Raw genomic sequence first — 22,323 nt, forward strand, 5'->3', positions numbered from 1 at the left:
GAGCACCCCCGCGGCAGGTTTTGTGTGGTTTTCAGAGTTGCGGCGGGGTCATCGTGAAACGGGCGTTGACCTGGGCGAATACGGTCTGCCGCTGGGGTTCGAGATCGAGGGGCGGGGCGCCGGCGTCCTCGGCTCCGCCGTAGGCCATGGAGCGCATCGTGCCGCCGGGGGCGGCGGCGCTGAGGGCGATGGCGTTCTCGGCGCCGAGGTCGGCGAGTTCGACGAGGGCGGCGAGGCGGGCGCCGAGGGCTTCGGCGTATTCGCGGGCGCGCTGGACGGCTTCGAGTACGGCCTGGCGGCGGGCCTGGCCGTGGGCGGGTGAGGTGGGGCGCAGGGCCCACCAGGGTCCGTCGACGCGGGTGAGTTCGAGGTCGGCGAGGCGGGTGGTGAGTTCACCCAGAGCGGTGAAGTCGTTGAGCTCGGCGGTGATGTGCACTCGTCCGTGGTAGGCGCGGACGCGTTCGGCGCGGCCGTGGCGGGTGAGTTCGGGGGTGATGGAGAAGGCGCCGGTTTCGAGTTTTTCGACGGGTTCGCCGTAGCTCTTGATGAGGTCGAGTACGGAGTTGTTGCGTCGGGTGAGGTCTTCGAGGGCGGTGCGGCGGTCGGTGCCGCGGGCGCTGACGGTGATCCCGATGCGGGCGATCTCGGGGTCGACTTCGAGCCGGGCTTCGCCCCGGACTGCGACGCGGGGGACTTCGGGGGTTCCGTAGGGCTGGTGGGCTGCGTCCTGAGTCATGGTTCCACTGTCGCACCGACGCCTGTTCGGGTGTGGTCATCGGATCGAGACCCGGGTGGGGTGTTGCTGCTTGTTACCCGTGGGTCAGAATCTACGCGCGTTGTTCAGGCGCATTGTTCAGGCGCGTTGTTCAGGCGCGTTGTTTCACGCCTCACAAGGGGAGATGGCATGGCGTTCGACCGCAGGACGTTTCTGGGGACCACGGCCGCGACGGGTGCGGCCGTGGCGTTGGCGGGGGCCGCGAGCACCCCGGCCGCCGCGCATTCCGGGTCGCGGCCGCGGACGTACTCGTTCACGGTGATGGGTACGACCGATCTGCACGGGAATGTCTTCAACTGGGACTATTTCACGGACAAGGAGTTCGACGACAAGGCGCACAACGACGTCGGTCTGGCGAAGATCTCGACGCTGGTGAACCAGGTGCGGGCGCAGAAGGGGCGGCGCAACACGCTGCTGATCGATGCCGGTGACACGATCCAGGGCACGCAGCTGTCGTACTACTACGCGAAGGTGGATCCGATCACCGCGCGGCGGGGTCCGGTGCACCCGATGGCGCAGGCGATGAACGCGATCGGCTACGACGCGGCGGCGCTGGGCAACCACGAGTTCAATTACGGCATTCCGGTGCTGCGGAAGTTCGAGGAGCAGTGTGATTTCCCGCTGCTGGGGGCGAACGCGCTGGACGCGAAGACGCTGCGGCCGGCGTTCCCTCCGTACAGCATGCACTGTCTGCGGACGCCGTTCGGGCGGGACGTGAAGGTGGCGGTGCTGGGGCTGACGAACCCGGGGATCGCGATCTGGGACAAGGCGAACGTGCAGGGGAAGATGACGTTCCCCGGTCTTGAGGAGCAGGCGGCGAAGTACGTGCCGCGGCTGCGGGCGCTGGGTGCGGACGTGGTGATCGTGTCGGCGCATTCGGGGTCGAGCGGTACGTCGAGTTACGGGGACCAGCTGCCGTACGTCGAGAACGCGGCGGGGCTGGTGGCGGAGCAGGTGCCGGGGATCGACGCGATCCTGGTGGGGCACGCGCACACGGAGATCCCGGAGTACCGGGTGAAGAACAAGGCGACCGGCAAGGACGTGGTGCTGTCGGAGCCGCTGAAGTGGGGGCAGCGGCTGACGCTGTTCGACTTCGAGCTGACGTGGTCGAAGGGCTGCTGGTCGGTGGCGAAGGTGTCGGCGCAGGTGCTGAACTCGAACACGGTCGCCGAGGACCCGAAGATAGTCCGGCTGTTGCGGGACGAGCACGGGAAGGTCGTCTCGTACGTCAACCAGGTGATCGGGACGTCGACGCAGGCGATGAGCTCGGCGGAGGGTCCGGTCAAGGACGTGGCGATCATCGACCTGATCAACCACGTGCAGGCGGAGACGGTGAAGGGGGCGCTCGCCGGGACGGAGTGGGCGGCGCTGCCGGTGCTGTCGCAGGCGTCGTGCTTCTCGCGGACGGCGGCGATCCCGGCGGGCCAGGTGACGATCAAGGACGCGGCGGGGCTGTACCCGTTCGAGAACACCCTTGAGGCGCGGCTGCTGACGGGTGCGCAGCTGAAGGACTACCTGGAGTACTCGGCCCGGTATTACGTGCAGACCGCGGTGGGCGCGCCGGTGGATCCGGCGGCGCTGACGAACGCGGAGGGTATTCCGGACTACAACTACGACGCGGTGTACGGGCTTTCGTACGACGTCGACATCGCGCAGCCGAAGGGTTCGCGGATCACGGGGTTGTCTTTCGAGGGCAAGGCGGTGGATCCGGCGGCGCGGTTCGTGCTGGCGGTGAACAACTACCGGGCGTCGGGTGGCGGGGCGTTCCCGCACGTGCCGCAGGCGAAGCAGTTGTGGGCGAATTCGGACGAGATCCGCAACACGATCATCCAGTGGGTGAAGGCGAAGGGGGCGGTGGATCCGGCGCGGTTCGCTTCGGTGGACTGGCGTCTGACGCGGGCGGGTGTGCCGGTGTTCTAGGCGCTGCTCGCCGGTGTGGGGCCGGGGTCCGCGGCGGCGGGTCCCGGCCCCGTGTGCGTTCAGGGGGTGGTGTGCGGATGCGGTTGCCGGGGCGGGGTGGTTCGCGGGGTGGCTCCTACGGGTGTTCGACGAGGGGGAGGAGTTCGCCGGCGGGGCGGGGGCGGGCGTGTTCGCGCTGGTCGAGGCCGAAGGTGGTGAAGGCGGTGCGGGTGGGCTGGGGGTAGGGGTCTTTGCCGGTGAGGGTGTTGAGGATGGCGGCGCTGCGCCAGGCGGCGAGGCCGAGGTCGGGGGCGCCGACGCCGTGGCTGTGGCGTTCGCCGTTCTGTACGAAGACGCTGCCGGTGACGGCGGGGTCGAGGACCATGCGGTAGCGGTCGTCGATGCGGGGGCGGCCGGTGGAGTCCTTGCGGAGGTAGGGGTCGAGTCCGGCGAGGAGGCTGCTGAGGGGGCGTTCGCGGTAGCCGGTGGCGAGGATGACGGCGTCGGTGGTGAGGCGGGTGCGGGTGCCCTGTTCGACGTGTTCGAGGTGGAGTTCGACTTTGGTGGTGGCGACGCGGCCGGCGGTGCGGACGGTGACTCCGGGGGTGAGGACGGTGTCGGGCCAGCCGCCGTGGAGGGTGCGGCGGTAGAGCTCTTCGTGGATGGCGGCGATGGTGCCGGCGTCGATGCCTTTGTGGAGTTGCCATTGGGCGGGGACGAGGCGGTTGCGGACGGGTTCGGGCAGGGAGTGGAAGTAGCGGCTGTAGTCGGGGGTGAAGTGTTCGAGGCCGAGCTTGGAGTACTCCATGGGGGCGAAGGAGGGGGTGCGGGCGAGCCAGGTGAGGCGTTCGCGGCCGGCGGGGCGGGTGCGGAGCAGGTCGAGGAAGACCTCGGCGCCGGACTGGCCGGATCCGATGATGGTGACGTGTTCGGCGCCGAGGACGCGGTCGCGGTTGTCGAGGTAGTCGGCGGAGTGGATGACGGGGACGGTGGGGGCTTCGGCGAGGGGGCGCAGGGGTTCGGGGATGTGGGGGGCGGTGCCGATGCCGAGGGCGAGGTTGCGGGTGTAGGTGCGGCCGAGGGCTTCGGCTTCGCCGTCGGTGTCGATCTGGGTGAAGTCGACTTCGAAGAGATCGCGTTCGGGGTTCCAGCGGACGGCGTCGACCTGGTGGCCGAAGTGGAGTCCGGGCAGGCGGCCGGCGACCCAGCGGCAGTAGGAGTCGTATTCGGCGCGCTGGATGTGGAACTGCTCGGCGAAGTAGAAGGGGAAGAGGCGTTCCTTGTGCTTGAGGTAGCTGAGGAAGCTCCAGGGGCTGGCGGGGTCGGCGAGGGTGACGAGGTCGGCGAGGAAGGGGACTTGGAGGGTGGCGCCTTCGATGAGGAGTCCGGGGTGCCAGCGGAAGTCGCGGCGCTGGTCGTAGAAGGCGGTGGCGAGTTCGCCGGCGCCTTGGTGGGGCAGGCCGTGGGCGAGGGCGGCGAGGGAGAGGTTGAAGGGGCCGATGCCGATTCCGACGAGGTCGTGGGGGGCGTCGAGCTGGGCGGTCATGGCTGGGTGCTGCCTTCCAGGAGGGTGACGAGGGTGTCCAGGTCGCCGGCCGTGGTGTGGGGGTTGAGGAGGGTGGTTTTGAGCCAGAGCCGGCCGTCGGCGGTGGCGCGGCCGAGTACGGCGCTTCCGTCGAGGAGGAGGGTGCGGCGCAGGGTGGCGAGCTGGTCGTCGTCCGTGGGGGTGGGGCGGAAGAGGACTGTGGTGATGGTGGGGGCCGAGTGGAGTTCGAAGCGGGGGTGGGCGTCGAGGAGTTCGGCGAGGTGGTGGGCGGCGGCGCAGGTGTGGTCGATGAGGCGGGCGAGGCCGTCGCGGCCGAGGGAGCGCAGGGTGGCGGCGATCTTGAGGGCGTCGGGGCGTCGTGTGGTGCGCAGGGAGCGGCCGAGGAGGTCGGGGAGGCCGGCTTCGGTGTCGTCGGTGGCGTTGAGGTAGTCGGCCTGGTGGGCGAGGGGGGCCAGCAGGGCGGTGTCGGGGACGGCGATCAGGCCTGCGGCGACGGGTTGCCAGCCGAGTTTGTGCAGGTCGAGGGTGACGGAGTGGGCTCGGTGCAGGCCGCGGAGCTTGTGGCGGTGGCGGGGGCTGAGGGCGAGGAGTCCGCCGTAGGCGGCGTCGATGTGGAGGTCGGCGCCGTGGTGGTCGCAGAGGTCGGCGATGGCTTCGAGGGGGTCGATGAGTCCGGCGTCGGTGGTTCCGGCGGTGGCGGTGACGAGGACGGGGCCGGGGGTGCGGGCGAGGGCCTCGTGGAGGCGGGCGGGGTCGAGGGTGCCGGTGGGGGTGGGGAGGGCGCGGGCGGGGGGCAGGCCGAGGAGCCAGGCGGCGCGGGGGACGGAGTGGTGGGCGCCTGCTCCGTGGAGGACGGTGAGGTGGGGGCCGTGGCGCTCGCGGGCGAGGAGGAGGGCGAGTTGGTTGGCTTCGGTGCCGCCGGTGGTGACGAGGGCGTCGGGGTGAGGCGTGTCGTAGAGCTCGGCGGCGAGGGTGCGGGTGAGGAGGGCCTCGATGGCGGAGGCGGCGGGGGCCTGGTCCCAGGAGTCGAGTGAGGGGTTGAGGGCGCTGACGGCGAGGTCGGCGGCGGCCGCGACGGCGAGGGGCGGGCAGTGCAGGTGGGCCGCGCACAGCGGGTCGGCGGGGTCGGCGGCGCCGGCGGCGAGGGTGTGGACGAGGGTCCGGAGCGCCTCGTGATCGCCGGTCCCGTGCTCGGGCAGTACGTCGCCCAGCGCGGCGGCGACACGGGCGGCGACGGCGTCGGGGCCGCCGGCGGGAAGGGGCCCGCGGCGGGCGGCGGCGCCGGTGCGCAGGGCGTCGAGGACGGTGCCGAGGAGCGGTCGCAGCGCGTCGGGGCCGCCGGGCCCGCCGGAGAGCGGCGGCAGGGCGGGGCCGTCGCCGGGTGTGCCGGGGCTGCCGGGGGGCGCTGTCATGCGGGGTCCTCACGGGAACGGGTCGGCGGTGCCGTGTGGGTGTCCGGTGGCCGGTGCGGTTCCGTGCGGCGGCGACGGGGCCGGGCTCCCGAGCGGTACAACGATCAGACCCGAATGGGGTAACCGCCGGGGTTTGTCCGTGATCTCCTCGGGGCGTGTCCGGCACCCCCGAAGCCCCCGCGCGTGACCCGAACCCCTGGCCGGCCGAAGCCCCCGCCCAAGCCCGCCCGGCCGGCTGGGGCCGCGGGGCGCGTGCCGCAGTGCCGGGTGGGCCGGGGCCCCCGCCGGGGCGGGGGCCTTGGCGGGTGTGTGCCTCCGGCGGTGGGGGTGGACGGTGGCCCCGCCGGTGGTGGGTGGAGCGCCGCGTGGGTGTCAGGTGGTGCGGACGCTGAGGGCGCGGGTCAGGTCGTCGAGTTGGTCGATGAGCTTGCGGCGCAGGGTGGGGAGGATGTCCGGGTCCTCCAGGCAGGCGCGGCCCGCTTCGAGGGTGTCCGCGTCGACCGCGTAGGCGGGGAAGGCCCAGAAGCCGGCGGCTTCGCCGATGGCGGGGCCGCGGCGGGCTCCGAGGGCGACGGCGTCCGCGAAGTAGCGCGGGACGTAGTCCCGTACGAGTTCGGCCTGTTCGGGCTGCCAGAAGCCCTGGGCGACGGCCTTGAAGAGGTAGTTGGACAGGGTGTCGTCGTGGAACATGCGCTGCCACGCGGCGGCCTTGGCCTCGGCGGTGGGCAGGGCGGCCCGGCAGCGGGCGGCGCCTTCCTCGCCGGTGGCGCTGGGGTCGGCGGCGAGCGCGGCGTCGATCTCGCTCTCGCCGACGGCGCCGAGTACGGACAGCCGGGCGAGGATGCGCCAGCGCAGTTCGGGGTCGAGTTCGGGGCCGCCGGGCACGGTGTCGTCCTCCAGCCAGGCGGCGAGGGTGTCGGGCTGGGTGGCGGCGTCGACGAGGGCGCGTACGGCGGCCAGCCGCAGCCCGGGGTCGGAGCCGTCCTCGGTGCGCCGCAGCAGGGCGCGGGCGATCGCGGTGAGGGTGGCGAGGGCGTCGGTGCGCCGGCCGGGGGCGACGTAGCGCAGGGCGACGTGTTCGCGGGCGAAGGCGAGGACGCCCTGGACGATGGCGAGGTCGTCCTCGTCGGGCAGGTGGGCCTCGGCGGCGGCGAGGTAGGTCGCGGGGTCGAGTTCGCCGTCGCGGACCATGTCGCGCAGGGAGGTCCACACGACGGCGCGGGTGAGCGGGTCGGGGATGTGGGCGAGGCCGCGCAGGGCGGTGTTCACGGAGGCGTCGTCGAGGCGGACCTTGGCGTAGGTGAGGTCGCCGTCGTTGAGGACGAGGAGGGCGGGGCGGGGGCCTGCGACGGAGACGACCTCGTCGGTCGGCAGGTCGAGGGTGAAGGGCTCGCGGCCTTCGAGGGTGTCGTCGGGGTGCCGGTCGTAGACGCCGACGGCGATGTGGTGGGGGCGGCTGCCGGCGTGGTCGACGGTGAGGGTCCAGCCGGCCGGGCCGTCGGTGCTCTCCTCGACGCGCGGGGTGAGGGTGTCGGCGCCGGTGGTGCGCAGCCAGCGCTCGGCCCAGGCGTGGACGTCGCGGTCGGTGTGGGCGGCGAGGGAGTCGACGAAGTCGGCGAGGGAGGCGTTGGCGAACTTGTGGCGGGTGAAGTGGGTGTTGATGCCGGCGAGGAAGTCCTTCTCGCCGAGCCAGGCGACGAGCTGGCGCAGGGCGGAGGCGCCCTTGGCGTAGGAGATGCCGTCGAAGTTGAGGAGCGCGGAGGCGGTGTCGGGGACGGCGGCGGCGTCGGGGGCGATGGGGTGGGTGGAGGGCCGCTGGTCGGCGTCGTAGCCCCAGGGCTTTCGTTCCATGCCGAACTGGGTCCAGGTGCCGGTGAAGCGGGTGGCTTCGGTGAGGGTCTGGTAGCCCATGTACTCGGCGAAGGACTCGTTGAGCCAGATGTCGTCCCACCAGCGCAGGGTGACGAGGTCGCCGAACCACATGTGGGCCATTTCGTGGGCGATGACCATCGCGCGGCGCTGGCGTTCGGTGTCGGTGACGGCGGAGCGGAAGACGAACTCGTCGCGGAAGGTGACCAGGCCGGGGTTCTCCATGGCGCCGGCGTTGAACTCGGGGACGAAGGCCTGGTCGTAGGAGTCGAAGGGGTAGGGCTCGGAGAACTTCTCGTGGTAGCGGTCGTAGCAGTCGGTGGTGATGGAGAGGATTTCCGCGGCGTCGGCGTCGAGGTGGGGGGCGAGGGAGCGGCGGCAGTGGATGGCGAAGGGGAGTCCGGCGTGCCGGGTGCGGATGCTGTGCCAGGGGCCCGCGGCGACGGCGGCGAGGTAGGTGGCGATCACGGGCGTCGGGGCGGACTGCCAGATTCCGGCGCCGTCGCCGTCGCGTTGGCCGGTGCGTTCGGTGATGCCGTTGGCGAGGACCGTCCAGTGCGCGGGGGCGGTGACGGTGAACTCGAAGACGGCTTTGAGGTCGGGCTGGTCGAAGGCCGCGAAGACACGCTGGACGTCGTCCAGGAACATCTGGGAGTAGACGTACGTCTCCCCGTCCGCGGGGTCGGTGAAGCGGTGCAGGCCTTCGCCGGTGCGGGAGTAGCGCATCCGGGCGTCGACGCGCAGTTCGTGGTCGCCTTCGCCGAGCCCGGTGAGGGGGAGGCGGTTGCCGTTGAGGGCGGCGGGGTCGAGGGGGGCGCCGTCGAGTGTGGCGGAGCGCAGTTCGTCCGGTTTCAGCTCCACGAAGGTGTCGGTGGCGTCGGCGTGGACGCGGAACCGGATGACGACGGTGGAGTCGAAGGTGTCGTCGCCGACGGTGAGGTCGAGGGCGACGGCGTAGTGGTGGACGTCGAGGGCCTGGGCTCGGAGCTGCGCTTCGGTGCGTGTCAGTGCGGACATGGGGCCCATGCTGCCGCAAAGCGGTGCCGGGCCCCAGGCTCGCTCAGTCTTCGCCTGCGGCGATCGTCTCGTGGTGGCGGATGACCTCGGCGATGATGAAGTTGAGGAGTTTCTCCGCGAAGGCGGGGTCGAGTTTGGCGCTTTCGGCGAGTTCGCGCAGGCGGGCGATCTGGCTGGCCTCGCGGGTGGGGTCGGCCGGCGGCAGCTGGTGCTTGGCCTTGAGGTGGCCGACCTGCTGGGTGCACTTGAAGCGCTCGGCGAGCATGTGGACCACCGCCGCGTCGATGTTGTCGATGCTGTCCCGCAGGCGGGCCAGTTCGGCGGAGACGTTCTCGTCGGTCTGGTCGGTGTCGCTGCTGTTCATGGTTCCCGAGAATACGTGGCGCGGGTGATCTCTTCGTCGGGCAGTCGGCCCTTGAGACGCGCTGGTGGGACGGGGTCGGCAGGGGGGCGCCAGGGGGGCGCGCGGGCTGGTCACAGGGGCAGGGTGGCGGTGACGAGCCAGCCGCCTTCGGGGGCGGGGCCGGCGCTGAGGGTGCCGCCGAGGGCCTCGGCGCGCTCGGCCATTCCGGCGAGGCCGTGGCCCCCGCCGCGGGCGTTGTGGAGGGCGGGGGTGCGCCGGATGGGCCGGACGGCATGGGCATCGTCACGTCGCTGGGGTCGACGCCAGGCCCGATTCCCAGGCCCAGGCGGCGATCTCGACGCGGTTGCGGGCGTCGAGTTCGGCCTGGACGTTGGCCAGGTGGGTCTTGACGGTGGACAGCGAGACGTACAGCTCGCCCGCGATCTCGGCGCTGGTCAGGCCGCGCGCGACGCACCGTACGACGTCCCGCTCCCGGTCCGTGAGGGGTTCGGCGGGGCGGCGGGCCGCCTGGGCGGCGGCCGGGGTGGGCGGGGCCATCTCGCGCAGCAGCCGCACGGTGATGGCGGGCGAGACCAGCGCGTCGCCGGCGGCGGCCGCGCGGACAGCCTCAACCAGCATGGCCGGGCTCGCGTCTTTCAGGAGGAAGCCGGACGCTCCGCCGTGGAGCGCCGCGTGGACGTACTCGTCGAGGTCGAAGGTGGTGACGATGACGATGCGCGGCTTGTCGGTGTCCCGGGCGGTCAGTCGCCGGATGACTTCGAGGCCGTCGAGTTTCGGCATTCGGATGTCGAGGAGCAGGACGTCCGGCCGGTGCTCCGCGACCGCGGCGAGCGCGGCCTCGCCGTCCTCGGCGTCGGCGACGACTTCCAGGTCGGGCTGGCTTTCGAGGATCATCCGGAATCCGGTTCTGACCATGTCCTGGTCGTCCGCGATGACCACTCTGATCGTCATGCGCTGCCTGCCCCACTGTCTCCCGCTGCCGATGCGTCCCTTCCAGGGGACCGGGGCGCGCGTCGGCCCGCAACCGAGCGGCGGGCCGTCGGGAGGACGCCGGCCTCGCGGCGCTTCCTCAGACGTTGCGTACGTGCGGGGCGCCGTGCCTCGTCCTTCCGGCCGGTTCGCGCTCGGCCGGAAGGACGAGGGGTCCTCGGGGTGCGGGTCAGAGGGTCGCGGCGGCGTTCTTGATGGCCGTGGCGAAGGTGGAGACCTCGGTGTAGACGCCGGGGAAGTTGGGCCGGGCGCAGCCCTCGCCCCAGCTGACTATGCCGACCTGGATCCAGGCGTTGTTGTTGTCGCGGCGGAACATGGGGCCGCCGGAGTCGCCCTGACAGGTGTCGACGCCGCCCTGGGGCAGGCCGGCGCAGATCTCCTCGCCGGGTACCAGGTCGCTGCCGTAGGCGCTCTGGCAGCTCGCGTCGGAGACGAACGGCACGGTGGCCTTCATCAGGTACCGCTGCTGGCCGCCGCCCTCGCGGGTGGCGCCCCAGCCGGCGACGGTGAAGGTGCCGTTGTCGTAGGCCTTGGTGTCGGCGATCTTGAGGGTGGGCAGGTTGATGGGCTTGGCGAGTTTGATGAGGGCCCAGTCCTTGCCCTTGCCGTTGTAGCCGGGGGCCTGGAGGACCTTGGTGGACTTGACCTTGACGGCGCTGGAGCTGTTGAGGTCGACGACCCCGGCGGTGGCGGTGATGGAGGTGTTGTTGCCGGAGCCGTTCACGCAGTGGGCGGCGGTGAGCACGATCTGCTGGGTGTAGAGGGCGCCGCCGCAGCCCATGGAGAGCCGGACCATGAAGGGGAACTCGCCCTGGGCGGCGCGGGTGCCGCCGACGACGGGCGCGGGCGCGGCGCCGGCGTTGGCGGGCTGGAGGCTGACGGCCGCGAGGGCGACAGCGCCGACGGCGAGGGTGCGCTTGATGGTTCGGGCAAGGGTGGACACAGTCAACACACTGCCTTTCGTGGGGGGTTGGGCCGTGCGCGTCATCGGGTGAATGACACGTCCATGACACAGCGGACGTATGTCCGGCATCAAGAACGTGTTTTTGGCCAACTTCCGGCGAGAGGGTCGCGATGACGGAGAACGGCGGCCGGAACCGGCCGGTCGAACACGGATTTCCGCATCTGGACACCGTCCGCCGCTCGATCACGGCCCTCTTGCGGCGGCTCTCGTACGACGGTTTCCGCGCCTACGACACCCCCTTCGCCCCTGCCGACGCGGCCTTCGGCGCCGAGGACGACCTCTACCTCGGCGCCCAGCGGGTGGCCTCCGCGATGGTGCGCGCCCTGCGGCTGCCCGACGCCCGGATGCTGATCGGCTTCCGGTCCATGGAGCACGCGGCGACCGTCGAACTGACCGCGGGCCCGGAGTACTTCATCGAGGTTAACGACCGCTTCCGCACCCACCGCCGCGATCTGGCGGCGGCCCTCGCCCACGAGGTCACCCACGTCCTGCTGCACCGCCTGGACCTGCGCTTCCCGGCCACCGCGGAGAACGAGATCCTCACCGACACCGCCGCCGCCTGCCTCGGGCCCGGCTGGCTGCTCCTCGACGCCTACCGCGAGGACGCCCTGACCCACCAGAAGCTCGGCTACCTCACCCCCGAGGAGTTCGGCTACGTCCTCGCCAAGCGCGCCGGCCTGCTCGGCGAGGACCTCTCCGCCTGGTTCACCAGCCCCCAGGCGTACGAGGCCTACGTGCGCGGCCGCGCCCGGGCCGCCCAGGACCACCGCCGGGCCCCCCTGGCGGCCGCGGGCTGGGCGGAGCGCCGCCGCTACGCGGCCGCCCGCCGGACCGGCGCGGCCGCGCCCGGATCCTCGTACCGCTTCACCCGCCACGACGGCGGGCTCCGGGTGGAGTTCCCCTGCCCGGCCTGCGCGCAGCGGCTGCGCCTGCCCGTCCGGGGACGGCTCACCGCCCGCTGCGGGCTGTGCCGCACGACGCTCGACTGCGACACCTGACAACCCGATGCGGCCGAGGCGGTTCAGAGCGGTGCGGTGGTGGGTACAGATACCCCACGCACAAGTGCAGGATCCGGGCCCGACCCCTCGCCAGGGGGCCGGGCCCGGATCCTTTCGCGGCCGGTCGCGACTACTGCGCCCCGTACACCGGATGCGGCGCCTGCGCCCGCGAGAGCAGCTTGACCGCCGTCTCGCCCGCCTCCGACGGGGTCCAGCGCGCGCCGCGGTCGGCGGTGGGGCCCGGCCGCCAGCCCTCCATCACGGTGATCCGGCCCCCCTCCGCCTCGAAGACGCGCCCCGTCACCCCCTCCGACGCGTCCGAGCCGAGCCAGACCACCAGCGGCGACACGTTCTCCGGGGCCATCGCGTCGAACGCGCCCTCCCCCGGGTCCGCCATCGTCTCGGCGAACGTCTGCTCGGTCATCCGGGTCCGCGCCGCCGGCGCGATCGCGTTGACCTGCACCCCGTACCGCCCCATCTCCGCCGCCGCGACCAGCGTCATCCCCAGGATCCCCGCCTTGGCCGCGCTGTAGTTGCCCTGCCCCACCGAGCCCAACAGCCCGGCCCCCGAGGAGGTGTTGACCACCCGCGCGGCCACCGCGCGCCCCGCCTTCGCCTCCGCCCGCCAGTGCGCGGCGGCGTACTTGAGCGGCAGGAAGTGCCCCTTCAGGTGCACCCGCATGACCGCGTCCCAGTCCGCCTCCTCCAGGTTCACCAGCATCCGGTCCCGCAGGAACCCGGCGTTGTTGACCAGCGTGTCCAGCCGCCCGAACGCCGAGAGGGCCGCCCGGACCAGCGAGGCAGCGCCCTGCGGCGAGGCGATGTCCTCGCCGTGCGCGACCGCCTCGCCGCCCAGCGCCCGGATCTCCGCGACCACCTGTCCGGCCGGGCTGTCCTCCCCCGGCTGGCCGTCCAGGCCCACGCCGAGGTCGTTGACCACGACCTTCGCCCCCTCCGCCGCGAACGCCAGCGCGTGGGCCCGGCCCAGCCCCCGCCCCGCACCCGTGACGATGACCACGCGACCATCGGCGATTCCCGCCATCTCAACTCTCCTTCGCCTTGTTCACCTTCGCGTCGTTCACATTCGCGTCGTTCGCATTCACATTCGCTTCGTTCACGTTGGCGTTCGCGTCGTTCGCGTTCGCCTTGTTCACATTCGCCGCGTCCAAGAACGCCGGCCGTTCCCCGCCCCCGTGCACCAGCAGGCTCGCCCCACTGACGTACCCGGCCCGGCCGGAGGCCAGGAAGACCGCCGCCTCCCCCACGTCCGAGGGCTCCGCCAGCCGCCCCAGCGGTACCGTCGCCCCCACCGCCGCGATCCCCGCCTCGTCCCCGTAGTGCAGGTGCGCCAGCTCGGTCCTCACCATGCCCAGCACCAGCGAGTTGACCCGTACCTCCGGCGCCCATTCCACGGCCATCGACCGGGCCAGGCTCTCCAGCCCCGCCTTCGCCGCCCCGTACGCCGCCGTGCCGGGCGAGGGGCGGGTCCCGCTGACGCTGCCGATCATCACGACCGAGCCCCGGCTCTCGCGCAGCCACGGGTACGCGGCCAGCGAGGCCGTCATCGGCGCCACCAGGTTCAGCTCGACGACCCGCGCGTGCCGCTCCGCGCCGCCCTCCCCCAGCAGCCGGTACGGGGTCCCGCCGGCGTTGTTGACCAGGCAGTCGAGCCGCCCGTACCGGCCCGCGACCACCGCGAAGAACTCCCCGACGGCGCCCGGATCGCGCAGGTCCAGCGCCGTGAACGACGCGGCCCGCCCCGCCGCGGCGACCGGTTCCCGCGGCGGCCGCCGCGCGCAGACGACGACCTGCGCCCCCGCCGCGAGGAACGACCGGGCGATCCCGGCGCCGACGCCCCGGGTTCCGCCGGTGACGACGACAACCCTCCCGTTGAGCTCCATCGGCTGCTACCTTCCTCACCTAACAAATGTTTGGTGGAAAGGTAGCTGATCCGCTCATGGGTGTCTCCACCTCAAGCCCGGGCAAGGGCTTGGCACTTGTCACAGTCGACTTCCCACCCGTCAACGCGCTCCCCGTTCAGGGCTGGTACGAACTCGCCGACGCCCTGCGCTCCGCCGGCCGCGACCCCGAGACCCGCTGCGTGGTCCTCGCCGCCGAGGGTCGCGGCTTCAACGCCGGCGTCGACATCAAGGAGATGCAGCGCGACACCGGGCACGCCTCGCTCATCGGCGCCAACCGCGGCTGCTACGAGGCGTTCGCGGCCGTCTACGAGTGCGAGGTCCCGGTCGTCGCGGCCGTGCACGGCTTCTGCCTGGGCGGCGGCATCGGCCTCGTCGGCAACGCCGACGCGATCGTGGCCTGCGACGACGCCACCTTCGGGCTGCCCGAGCTCGACCGGGGCGCGCTCGGCGCCGCCACCCACCTGGCCCGGCTCGTCCCCCAGCACCTGATGCGCGCCCTGTACTACACCTCGCGCACCGCCACCGCCGCCGAACTGCACGCGCACGGCTCGGTCTGGAAGGTGGTGCCGCGCGCGGAGCTGCGGGCCGCCGCCCTGGAGCTGGCCGCCGAGATCGCGCGGAAGGACGGCTACCTGATCCGGCTCGCCAAGGCGGCCATCAACGGCATCGACCCCGTGGACGTGCGCCGCAGCTACCGCTTCGAGCAGGGCTTCACCTTCGAGGCCAACCTCAGCGGCGTCGCCGACCGGATCCGCGACACCTTCGCACAGGCCGCCCCCGGGGAGAAGGAGCGCTCATGACCGACAAGTCCATGACCCCCGAAGACGTGGTCGGGCAGCTGCGCAGCGGGATGACCCTCGGCATCGGCGGCTGGGGCTCCCGGCGCAAGCCGATGGCCCTGGTCAGAGCGCTGCTCCGGTCCGAGATCACCGATCTGACCGTGATCTCGTACGGCGGCCCCGACGTGGGCCTGCTGGCCGCGGCGGGCCGGATCCGACAGCTCGTCGCCCCCTTCGCCACCCTCGACTCGATCCCGCTGGAGCCGCACTTCCGGGCCGCCCGCGAAAGCGGCGCGATCGCCCTCACCGAGCTGGACGAGGCCATGTTCATGTGGGGCCTGCACGCCGCCGCGAACCGGCTGCCCTTCCTCCCCGTCCGCGCGGGCCTCGGCTCCGACGTCATGCGGGTCAACCCGCAGCTGCGCACCGTCACCTCCCCGTACGAGGACGGCGAGGAGCTCGTCGCCGTCCCCGCGCTGCGGATGGACGCCGCGCTCGTCCACCTCAACCGGGCCGACCGGCTCGGCAACGCCCAGTACCTGGGCCCCGACCCGTACTTCGACGACCTGTTCTGCGAGGCCGCCGACGCCGCCTACGTCTCCTGCGAGCAGCTCGTGGAGACCGCCGAGCTGTCCAAGGCGGGCCCGCCGCAGTCGCTGCTGGTGAGCCGGCATTCGGTCACCGGGGTGGTGGAGTGCCCGAACGGCGCGCACTTCACCTCCTGCGTCCCCGACTACGACCGCGACGAGGCGTTCCAGAAGCTGTACGCGACCACCCCCTGGCCACAGTTCGCCGCCCGCTTCCTCTCCGGCGGGAGCGAACACGACTACCAGTCGGCCGTCCGGGCCTGGCAGGAGGAGCAGCAGTGAGCAGCAGCACCAGTACCGCGAGCACGGCGGGGACCGGCGTCAGCCGCGCCGAGTACTGCGTGATCGCCTGCGCCGAGGCCTGGCGGGACAACGGGGAGGTGCTCGCCAGCCCGATGGGCCTGATCCCCTCGTTCGGGGCGCGGCTGGCGAAGCGGACGTTCTCCCCCGACCTGCTGCTGACGGACGGCGAGGCGATGCTGGTCGGCCTGGACGGGGCGGCCGAGGGCTGGCTCCCGTATCGCCGTCACCTCACGATGGTCACGGGCGGCCGGCGGCACGTGATGATGGGCGCGAGCCAGATCGACCGGTTCGGCAACCAGAACATCTCCTGCATCGGGGACTGGGAGCGGCCCTCGCGCCAGCTGCTCGGGGTCCGCGGCGCTCCCGTCAACACCCTCAACAACCCCGTGAGTTACTGGGTGCCCCGGCATTCCACCCGGGTCTTCGTCGAGCGGGTCGACATGGTCAGCGGGGTGGGCTACGACCGTGCCGAGGCGGCGGGGGTGACCCGCTTCCACCGGCTGCCCCGGGTGGTCAGCGATCTCGGCGTCTTCGATTTCACCGGCCCCGGTCACAGCATGCGGCTGGCCTCCCTGCACCCGGGGGTCACCGTCGAGCAGGTTCGGGCGGCGACCGGGTTCGAGCTGGCCGTGACCGCCGAGGTCCCGTACACCCGCGAGCCGACGGCCCGGGAGCTGGCGCTGATCCGCGAGGTGATCGACCCCAAGGGCCTGCGCGAGCGGGAAGTGCGGGTCTGAGGCGATGGAGACGGCCTTCACGAAGCTGGTCGGTGTCGAGCACCCGATCGTGCAGACGGGCATGGGCTGGGTCGCCGGACCCCGCCTGGTGTCGGCGGCGGCGAACGCGGGCGCCCTGGGGATCCTGGCCTCGGCGACGATGACCCTGGAGCAGCTGCGCTCCGCGGTACGGGAGGTCGCGTCCCGTACGGACGCCCCGTTCGGGGTGAACCTGCGCGCGGACGCCGGGGACGCGGCCGAGCGGGCCCGGCTGATCGTCGACGAGGGCGTACGGGTGGCCTCGTTCGCGCTGGCCCCGTCGAAGGAGCTGATCGCGCGGCTGAAGGACGCCGGCGTGGTGGTCATCCCGTCGGTCGGGGCGCGCCGGCACGCCGAGAAGGTCGCGGCGTGGGGCGCGGACGCGGTGATCGTGCAGGGCGGCGAGGGCGGCGGGCACACCGGGGACGTCGCCACGACGGTGCTGGTGCCGCAGGTGGTCGACGCCGTGGACGTCCCCGTGATCGCGGCGGGCGGCTTCCACGACGGCCGGGGCCTGGTCGCGGCGCTCTCGTACGGGGCGGCCGGCATCGCGATGGGCACGCGGTTCCTGCTGACCTCCGATTCCACCGTCCCGGACGCGGTGAAGGCCGAGTACCTGAAGGCGGGCGTCCGGGACGTCACGGTGACGACGGCGGTCGACGGGCTGCCGCACCGGATGCTGCGCAGCGAGCTGGTCGCCTCCCTGGAGCGGGCGGGCCGCGCCCGCGCGCTGGTCCGGGCGGTGCGGCACGCGGCCGGGTTCCGGAAGCTGTCGGGGCTGTCCTGGTCGCGGATGGTGCGCGACGGCCTCGCGATGAAACACGGCAAGGAGCTGTCCTGGAGCCAGGTCCTGCTCGCCGCGAACACCCCGATGCTCCTCAAGGCGTCCATGGTCGAGGGCCGTACGGACCTCGGCGTCATGGCATCAGGCCAGGTCGCCGGTGTGATCGAGGATCTTCCGTCCTGTGCGGAGCTCGTCAGCCGGGTCATGGCCGAGGCACACACCGTGCTGGACCGATTGCACCACCTGGGCCCCCCACACCCGCTCGACCCTCCGCACCCGCCCGGCACCCTGCCACCACCAGGGTGATCTCCCCTCTCCTCCACAGGAGTCGCACAGATGAGCCGTGCCCGAATCCGCCTGGCGACCGCGGTGCTCACCTGCGCCCTCGCCATGGCGGGCCTGCCCGCCACCGCGTTCGCGCACCCGCACCCGCACCCGCACCAGTCGGCGTACCCGCGGGTGCACCCGCAAGCCGAAACGATTCGCCAGATCCCGCTCCAAGGCGCCGTCAACGTCCGCGACCTGGGCGGCTACCGCACCTGGACGGGCGGCAAGGTCCGTCAGGGGCTGGTCTACCGCTCCGACGCGCTGAGCAAGCTGACCGCTGCCGACGTCACCACCGTCGCCGGTCTGGGCCTCACGAAGGTCGTCGACTTCCGCATCCCCATGGAGCTCCAGTACGACGGCGCCGACCGGCTGCCCGCCGGACTCACCGCCACCTCGCGCCCGGTCAGCGACCTCGGCCTGTACGGGACCCTGGTCGGGGCGATCTCCAGCGGCGATCCCGTCCGGCAGGAGCAGATGCTCGGCGGCGGCCGCGCCGAGGCGTACATGCGCGACATCTACCGGACGTTCGTGACGAGCCCCGAGAACCGGGCGCAGTTCGGCGCGACGCTGCGGGAGATCGCGGACGGCGGCCAGGGGCCGCTGCTCTACCACTGCACCTCGGGCAAGGACCGTACGGGCTGGCTGAGTTACGTACTGCTGCGCGCCCTGGCCGTGCCCGAGGACACCGCCGAGCGCGACTACCTGGCCTCCAACACGTTCCGGGGCGCGTACGACGCGCAGGTCCGCGCGGGCCTGAAGCAGTCGGGGCGGATGCAGAACCCGGACCTGCTGATCCCGCTCCAGGAGGTCCGCGCGGACTACCTGGACTCCGCGACCGCCCAGATGGAGGCCGACTTCGGCGGCTTCTACGGCTACCTGACGGACGGTCTCGGCCTGGACCTGCGGACGCTGGCGAAGCTCCAGTCCAAGCTGGTCGGGTAACGGGCCCGGACAGCGGTACGCCGGGCAGCGCAGGTGGCGCTGCCCGGCGTACCGGCGTGTGCTCTCAAGCCGTCAGGCGTCAGGAACTGGCGCGCCCCGCGGCGGAGCGGCCGCCACCGGAGCGACGGCGGGCCGCCGCCGGAGCGCCGCCGGAGCGGGCCCCGCCCTGGGCGCCGCCCTGGCCGCGGGCGCCGGACTGGCCGCCCTGGCCGCGCGCACCGCTCTGGCCGCCGCCGCCCTGACCGCCGGCGGAGCGGGCCCGGCGCGGCCGGCCCTCGCCCGTACCGGCGGAAGCGGCCGCGCCGCCCTGGGCGCCGCCCTGGCCGCCACCGGAGCGACGGCGGGCGCCGCCGGAACCGGAGCCGGACCGGCCGGAGCCGGAACCGGAGCGCGCCTTGGGCTGCGTCGGCTGCGGGACCTCCAGCACGACCGGGATGCCCGAGGGCTCCTTGGCGCCGGTGAGGCGGGACAGCTCCTCGTCGGAGGACTTGATCTGCGCGGTGCGCGGGGAGATGCCGGCGTCCGACATCAGGCGGGTCATCTCGCGGCGCTGGTCGGGCAGGACCAGGGTGACCACGCTGCCGGACTCGCCGGCGCGGGCGGTGCGGCCGCCGCGGTGCAGGTAGTCCTTGTGGTCGGTCGGCGGGTCCACGTTGACGACGAGGTCGAGGTCGTCGATGTGGATGCCGCGCGCGGCCACGTTGGTGGCGATCAGCGCGGTGACCTCGCCCGTCTTGAACCAGTCCAGGGTCCGGTTGCGCTGCGGCTGGGAGCGCCCGCCGTGCAGGCCGGAGGCGCGGACGCCGTCCGCGAGGAGCTTCTTGACCATGCGGTCGACGCCGCGCTTGGTGTCGACGAACATGATCACCCGGCCGTCGCGAGCGGCTATGCGCGTGGCCACGGCCTTCTTGTCGGTCTCGTCCATGACGTACAGGACGTGGTGCTCCATGGTGGTGACCGCGCCGGCCGACGGGTCGACGGAGTGGCCGACCGGGTCGTGCAGGAACATCTTGACGAGCTTGTCGATGTTCTTGTCGAGGGTCGCCGAGAACAGCATGGTCTGGCCCTCGGGCCGGACCTGCTTGAGCAGGGCGGTGACCTGCGGCATGAAGCCCATGTCGGTCATCTGGTCGGCCTCGTCGAGGACCGTGATGGCGACCTGCGAGAGGTCGGCGTCACCGCGGTCGATGAGGTCCTTGAGGCGGCCGGGGGTGGCGACGAGCACCTCGGCGCCGCGGCGCAGGGCCCCGGACTGCCGGTTGATCGACATGCCGCCGACGACGGTCGCGATGCGCAGGTTGACGGCCGTGGCGTACGGGGCGAGGGCGTCGGTGACCTGCTGCGCGAGTTCGCGCGTCGGTACGAGGACCAGCGCGAGCGGCTGCTTGGGCTGGGCGCGGTGCCCGGCGGTGCGGGCCAGCAGGGCCAGGCCGAAGGCCAGGGTCTTGCCGGAGCCGGTGCGGCCGCGGCCGAGCAGGTCACGGCCGGCGAGCGAGTTCGGCAGCGTGGCGGCCTGGATCGGGAACGGCTCGGTGACGCCCTGGGCGGCGAGGGTCTTCAGCAGCGCCTCGGGCATGTCCATGTCCTCGAACGCGGCGACCGGCGGGAGCGCCGGGGTCAGCGGTTCGGGCATGGTGAATTCCTGGGGCCGGGCAACGGGCGCGGACTTCTGCCGTCCCGCGCCAGTCTTCGGACGCCCCTGGGCCGCACCTCGACCCCGGGTGGGGCGGCGGCTGGGTCGTGCGGAGCTGGAGCTGGTCATGCGAGAAAGCCCTCCTGAAACCGGCAGGTAAAACAAAGCAAAGCAAGTCGGAACAGCAGACAAGCCGGGGCCCGCACCTCGCGGTGCGGACCCCGGCATGCTGAAGAAATTAGGCGGGGACGATGTTCTCCGCCTGGGGGCCCTTCTGGCCCTGCGTCACGTCGAAGGACACGCGCTGGCCCTCCTGGAGCTCACGGAAGCCCTGGGTGGCGATGTTCGAGTAGTGGGCGAACACGTCCGGACCGCCACCGTCCTGCTCGATGAAGCCGAAGCCCTTTTCCGAGTTGAACCACTTCACGGTGCCAAGTGCCATTTTGAATCTCCTGAATAGGCGGCAAGGGCCCCATCCGGAGACTCCGGTAAAAACAATTAAAGCGCCTGTCGGAGCATTCCCGTCAGGCGCACATAAAGTTCATGGGTACCACAACTGCAACTCCCCAAAGCTAGCACACACCCGTCCGGCGTGCCGCCCCGCCCGTGTGACCTGCGTCCCCCGGGCGGGGCGGGCCCCGGCCGGACGCCGCCTAGAGCCGTTCGATGATCGTCACGTTGGCCTGGCCGCCGCCCTCGCACATGGTCTGGAGGCCGTAGCGCCCGCCCGTGCGCTCCAGCTCGTGCAGCAGGGTGGTCATCAGCTTGACGCCGGTCGCTCCCAGGGGGTGGCCCAGGGCGATGGCGCCGCCGTTGACGTTGACCCGCTCCGGGTCCGCGCCCGTCTCCTTCAGCCAGGCCAGGACGACCGGGGCGAACGCCTCGTTGATCTCGACGAGGTCGATGTCGGCCAGGGACATGCCGGTCTTCTTCAGGGCGTACGCCGTCGCGGGGATCGGCGCGGACAGCATCCGGATCGGGTCCTCGCCCCGTACCGACAGGTGGTGGATGCGGGCCCTGGGGGTCAGCCCGTGCTCCCGTACCGCCCGCTCGGAGGCGATCAGCATCGCCGCCGCCCCGTCGGAGACCTGCGAGGAGACGGCCGCGGTGATGGTGCCGCCCTCCACGACGGGCCGCAGGCCCGCCATCTTCTCCAGGGTCGTGTCCCGGCGGGGCCCCTCGTCGACGGTCACGTCCCCGTACGCGACGGTCTCGCGGCCGAAACGGCCCTCGTCGATCGCCCTGACCGCCCTCTGGTGCGAGCGCAGCGCGAACTCCTCCATGTCGCGCCGGCTGATGCCCCACTTCGCGGCGATGAGCTGCGCGCCGTGGAACTGGTTGACGGGCGCGTCCCCGTAGCGGGCGCGCCAGCCCTCGGATCCGGCGTAGGGCCCCTCGGTGAGGCCGAGCGGCTCGGCCGCCTGCCGGGAGGCGAAGGCGATCGGGATCATCGACATGTTCTGCGTCCCGCCCGCGACGACCAGGTCCTGCGTCCCGGAGAGGACGCCCTGGGCGGCGAAGTGCACGGCCTGCTGGGAGGAGCCGCACTGCCGGTCGACGGTGACTCCCGGCACCTCCTCGGGCAGCCCGGCCGCCAGCCACGCGGTGCGCGCGATGTCGCCGGCCTGCGGGCCGACGGTGTCCAGGCAGCCGAAGACGACGTCCTCCACCGCGGCCGGGTCCACCCCGGAGCGGGCGACGAGGGCTCCCAGGACGTGTGCCCCGAGGTCGGCGGGGTGGACGCGGGACAGGCCGCCGCCCCGGCGGCCCACGGGGGTGCGTACCGCGTCGACTATGTAGGCCTCGGGCATCGGGACTCCTCAGATCGGTCGGGTCAGCTGCGTACGGCGATCCCGTCCAGCACCATCGACAGGTACTGCCGGGCGATCTCCTCGGGGCTGTGCTGTCCGCCCGGCCGGTACCAGGACGCCGCGACCCACACCGTGTCGCGCACGAAGCGGTAGGTGAGGCGGATGTCCAGGTCGGCCCGGAAGACCTTGGCGGCGACCCCCCGCTCCAGCGTCCCCAGCCAGGCCTTCTCGAACTTCTGCTGCGAGTCGGAGAGGTAGTGGAAGCGGGGCTGCGCGGACAGGTGCCGGGACTCCTTCTGGTAGATCGCGACGGCGGCGCGGTGCCGGTCGATCTCCCGGAACGATTCGGTGACGAGGGCCTCGATGGTCTCCCGGGGGCCGAGACCGGCGGCGAGGACGGTGTCGTACCCCTCCCACAGCTCGGTCAGGAAGGCCGAGAGGATCTCGTCGAGCATCGATTCCTTGGAATCGAAGTGGTAGTACAGGCTGCCGGCGAGCATCCCGGCGGCGTCGGCGATCTTGCGGACGGTGGTGGCGTTGTAGCCCTGCGCGGCGAAGACCTCGGCGGCGACGGCAAGGAGTTCGCGGCGGCGCTCGGGGGAGGCCGTCACCTGGGTTTTCTTCTTGTTCGTTGGCACGCGCCCAT

Annotated in this window: 20 protein-coding genes and 1 pseudogene; 7 read left to right on the forward strand and 14 right to left on the reverse strand. The window is 72.4% G+C overall.

Annotation, left to right across the window (positions count from 1 at the left end; translation table 11 throughout):
- Window positions 1–31: 31 nt before the first annotated feature.
- On the reverse strand, window positions 32–736 hold the full coding sequence (locus OG982_RS06490) for an SIMPL domain-containing protein (protein ID WP_266788959.1): 705 nt from the start codon (window positions 734–736) through the stop codon (window positions 32–34).
- Between the two features lie 168 nt (window positions 737–904).
- Between OG982_RS06490 and OG982_RS06495 the strand changes: the two genes are divergently transcribed.
- A complete protein-coding gene (locus OG982_RS06495; RefSeq protein ID WP_266948104.1) occupies window positions 905–2,695 on the forward strand; it encodes a bifunctional UDP-sugar hydrolase/5'-nucleotidase in 1,791 nt (596 codons plus the stop codon).
- 115 nt (window positions 2,696–2,810) lie between these two features.
- Here the strand turns inward: OG982_RS06495 and OG982_RS06500 are convergent, their stop codons facing one another.
- The 7 genes and pseudogenes from OG982_RS06500 to OG982_RS06530 form a co-directional block, all read right to left on the reverse strand.
- A complete protein-coding gene (locus OG982_RS06500) occupies window positions 2,811–4,220 on the reverse strand; it encodes a lysine N(6)-hydroxylase/L-ornithine N(5)-oxygenase family protein (protein WP_266788957.1) in 1,410 nt (469 codons plus the stop codon).
- Window positions 4,217–5,632, reverse strand: coding sequence for an aminotransferase class V-fold PLP-dependent enzyme (locus tag OG982_RS06505; protein WP_266948106.1), 1,416 nt, complete (start codon window positions 5,630–5,632; stop codon window positions 4,217–4,219). The genes OG982_RS06500 and OG982_RS06505 overlap by 4 nt, the downstream gene beginning before the upstream one ends.
- 372 nt (window positions 5,633–6,004) lie before the next feature.
- Window positions 6,005–8,518 carry an aminopeptidase N gene (gene pepN, locus OG982_RS06510; RefSeq protein WP_266948108.1) on the reverse strand — a complete coding sequence of 838 codons (2,514 nt, stop codon included), beginning with the start codon at window positions 8,516–8,518 and terminating at the stop codon, window positions 6,005–6,007.
- A 43-nt stretch (window positions 8,519–8,561) separates the two neighbouring features.
- Window positions 8,562–8,882 carry a chorismate mutase gene (locus tag OG982_RS06515; protein WP_266788951.1) on the reverse strand — a complete coding sequence of 107 codons (321 nt, stop codon included), beginning with the start codon at window positions 8,880–8,882 and terminating at the stop codon, window positions 8,562–8,564.
- 110 nt (window positions 8,883–8,992) lie between these two features.
- Window positions 8,993–9,115 (reverse strand): annotated as a pseudogene (locus OG982_RS06520) (two-component sensor histidine kinase); the annotation flags it as partial.
- Between the two features lie 49 nt (window positions 9,116–9,164).
- Window positions 9,165–9,833: a response regulator transcription factor gene (locus tag OG982_RS06525; protein ID WP_266948110.1), complete on the reverse strand. Its 669-nt coding sequence runs from the start codon at window positions 9,831–9,833 to the stop codon at window positions 9,165–9,167.
- Window positions 9,834–10,041: 208 nt separating this feature from the next.
- The gene (locus OG982_RS06530; protein WP_266788949.1) at window positions 10,042–10,860 is read right to left on the reverse strand and encodes a serine protease; all 819 of its coding nucleotides are present in this window, start codon (window positions 10,858–10,860) and stop codon (window positions 10,042–10,044) included.
- An 86-nt stretch (window positions 10,861–10,946) separates the two neighbouring features.
- Between OG982_RS06530 and OG982_RS06535 the strand changes: the two genes are divergently transcribed.
- Entirely contained in the window at window positions 10,947–11,834 is an 888-nt protein-coding gene (locus OG982_RS06535) for a hypothetical protein (protein WP_266948112.1), read from the forward strand.
- A 130-nt stretch (window positions 11,835–11,964) separates the two neighbouring features.
- Here the strand turns inward: OG982_RS06535 and OG982_RS06540 are convergent, their stop codons facing one another.
- A complete protein-coding gene (locus tag OG982_RS06540) occupies window positions 11,965–12,876 on the reverse strand; it encodes an SDR family oxidoreductase (RefSeq protein WP_266788947.1) in 912 nt (303 codons plus the stop codon).
- Window position 12,877: 1 nt separating this feature from the next.
- The gene (locus tag OG982_RS06545; protein ID WP_266788946.1) at window positions 12,878–13,735 is read right to left on the reverse strand and encodes an SDR family oxidoreductase; all 858 of its coding nucleotides are present in this window, start codon (window positions 13,733–13,735) and stop codon (window positions 12,878–12,880) included.
- A 56-nt stretch (window positions 13,736–13,791) separates the two neighbouring features.
- Between OG982_RS06545 and OG982_RS06550 the strand changes: the two genes are divergently transcribed.
- From OG982_RS06550 to OG982_RS06570, 5 genes are read left to right on the forward strand one after another with little or no spacing between them, the layout of a single operon-like run.
- The gene (locus OG982_RS06550) at window positions 13,792–14,556 is read left to right on the forward strand and encodes an enoyl-CoA hydratase family protein (protein WP_266788944.1); all 765 of its coding nucleotides are present in this window, start codon (window positions 13,792–13,794) and stop codon (window positions 14,554–14,556) included.
- Window positions 14,553–15,404 (forward strand): CoA transferase subunit A, encoded by an 852-nt coding sequence (locus OG982_RS06555; RefSeq protein WP_266948114.1) that lies wholly within the window; start codon window positions 14,553–14,555, stop codon window positions 15,402–15,404. The genes OG982_RS06550 and OG982_RS06555 overlap by 4 nt, the downstream gene beginning before the upstream one ends.
- Window positions 15,401–16,162, forward strand: coding sequence for a CoA-transferase subunit beta (locus OG982_RS06560; protein ID WP_266788941.1), 762 nt, complete (start codon window positions 15,401–15,403; stop codon window positions 16,160–16,162). Before OG982_RS06555 ends, OG982_RS06560 begins: the two co-directional genes overlap by 4 nt.
- A 4-nt stretch (window positions 16,163–16,166) precedes the next feature.
- On the forward strand, window positions 16,167–17,270 hold the full coding sequence (locus OG982_RS06565) for a nitronate monooxygenase family protein (protein WP_266948116.1): 1,104 nt from the start codon (window positions 16,167–16,169) through the stop codon (window positions 17,268–17,270).
- A 30-nt stretch (window positions 17,271–17,300) separates the two neighbouring features.
- Window positions 17,301–18,233, forward strand: a complete 933-nt coding sequence (locus OG982_RS06570; protein WP_266948118.1) for a tyrosine-protein phosphatase — start codon at window positions 17,301–17,303, stop codon at window positions 18,231–18,233.
- A 79-nt stretch (window positions 18,234–18,312) separates the two neighbouring features.
- Here OG982_RS06570 and OG982_RS06575 read toward each other — a convergent pair whose 3' ends face one another.
- The 4 genes from OG982_RS06575 to OG982_RS06590 all read right to left on the reverse strand — a co-directional run bounded on the left by OG982_RS06575 (window position 18,313) and on the right by OG982_RS06590 (window position 22,315).
- Window positions 18,313–19,995 carry a DEAD/DEAH box helicase gene (locus tag OG982_RS06575; protein WP_266788937.1) on the reverse strand — a complete coding sequence of 561 codons (1,683 nt, stop codon included), beginning with the start codon at window positions 19,993–19,995 and terminating at the stop codon, window positions 18,313–18,315.
- Between the two features lie 109 nt (window positions 19,996–20,104).
- Window positions 20,105–20,308: a cold-shock protein gene (locus OG982_RS06580; RefSeq protein ID WP_052872633.1), complete on the reverse strand. Its 204-nt coding sequence runs from the start codon at window positions 20,306–20,308 to the stop codon at window positions 20,105–20,107.
- A 211-nt stretch (window positions 20,309–20,519) separates the two neighbouring features.
- On the reverse strand, window positions 20,520–21,677 hold the full coding sequence (locus OG982_RS06585) for an acetyl-CoA C-acetyltransferase (protein ID WP_266788935.1): 1,158 nt from the start codon (window positions 21,675–21,677) through the stop codon (window positions 20,520–20,522).
- A gap of 23 nt (window positions 21,678–21,700) precedes the next feature.
- On the reverse strand, window positions 21,701–22,315 hold the full coding sequence (locus OG982_RS06590; RefSeq protein WP_266788933.1) for a TetR/AcrR family transcriptional regulator: 615 nt from the start codon (window positions 22,313–22,315) through the stop codon (window positions 21,701–21,703).
- Window positions 22,316–22,323: the final 8 nt, after the last annotated feature.

It is taken from the genome of Streptomyces sp. NBC_01551 (genome assembly GCF_026339935.1).
In the GTDB taxonomy this organism is placed as follows: Bacteria; Actinomycetota; Actinomycetes; order Streptomycetales; family Streptomycetaceae; genus Streptomyces.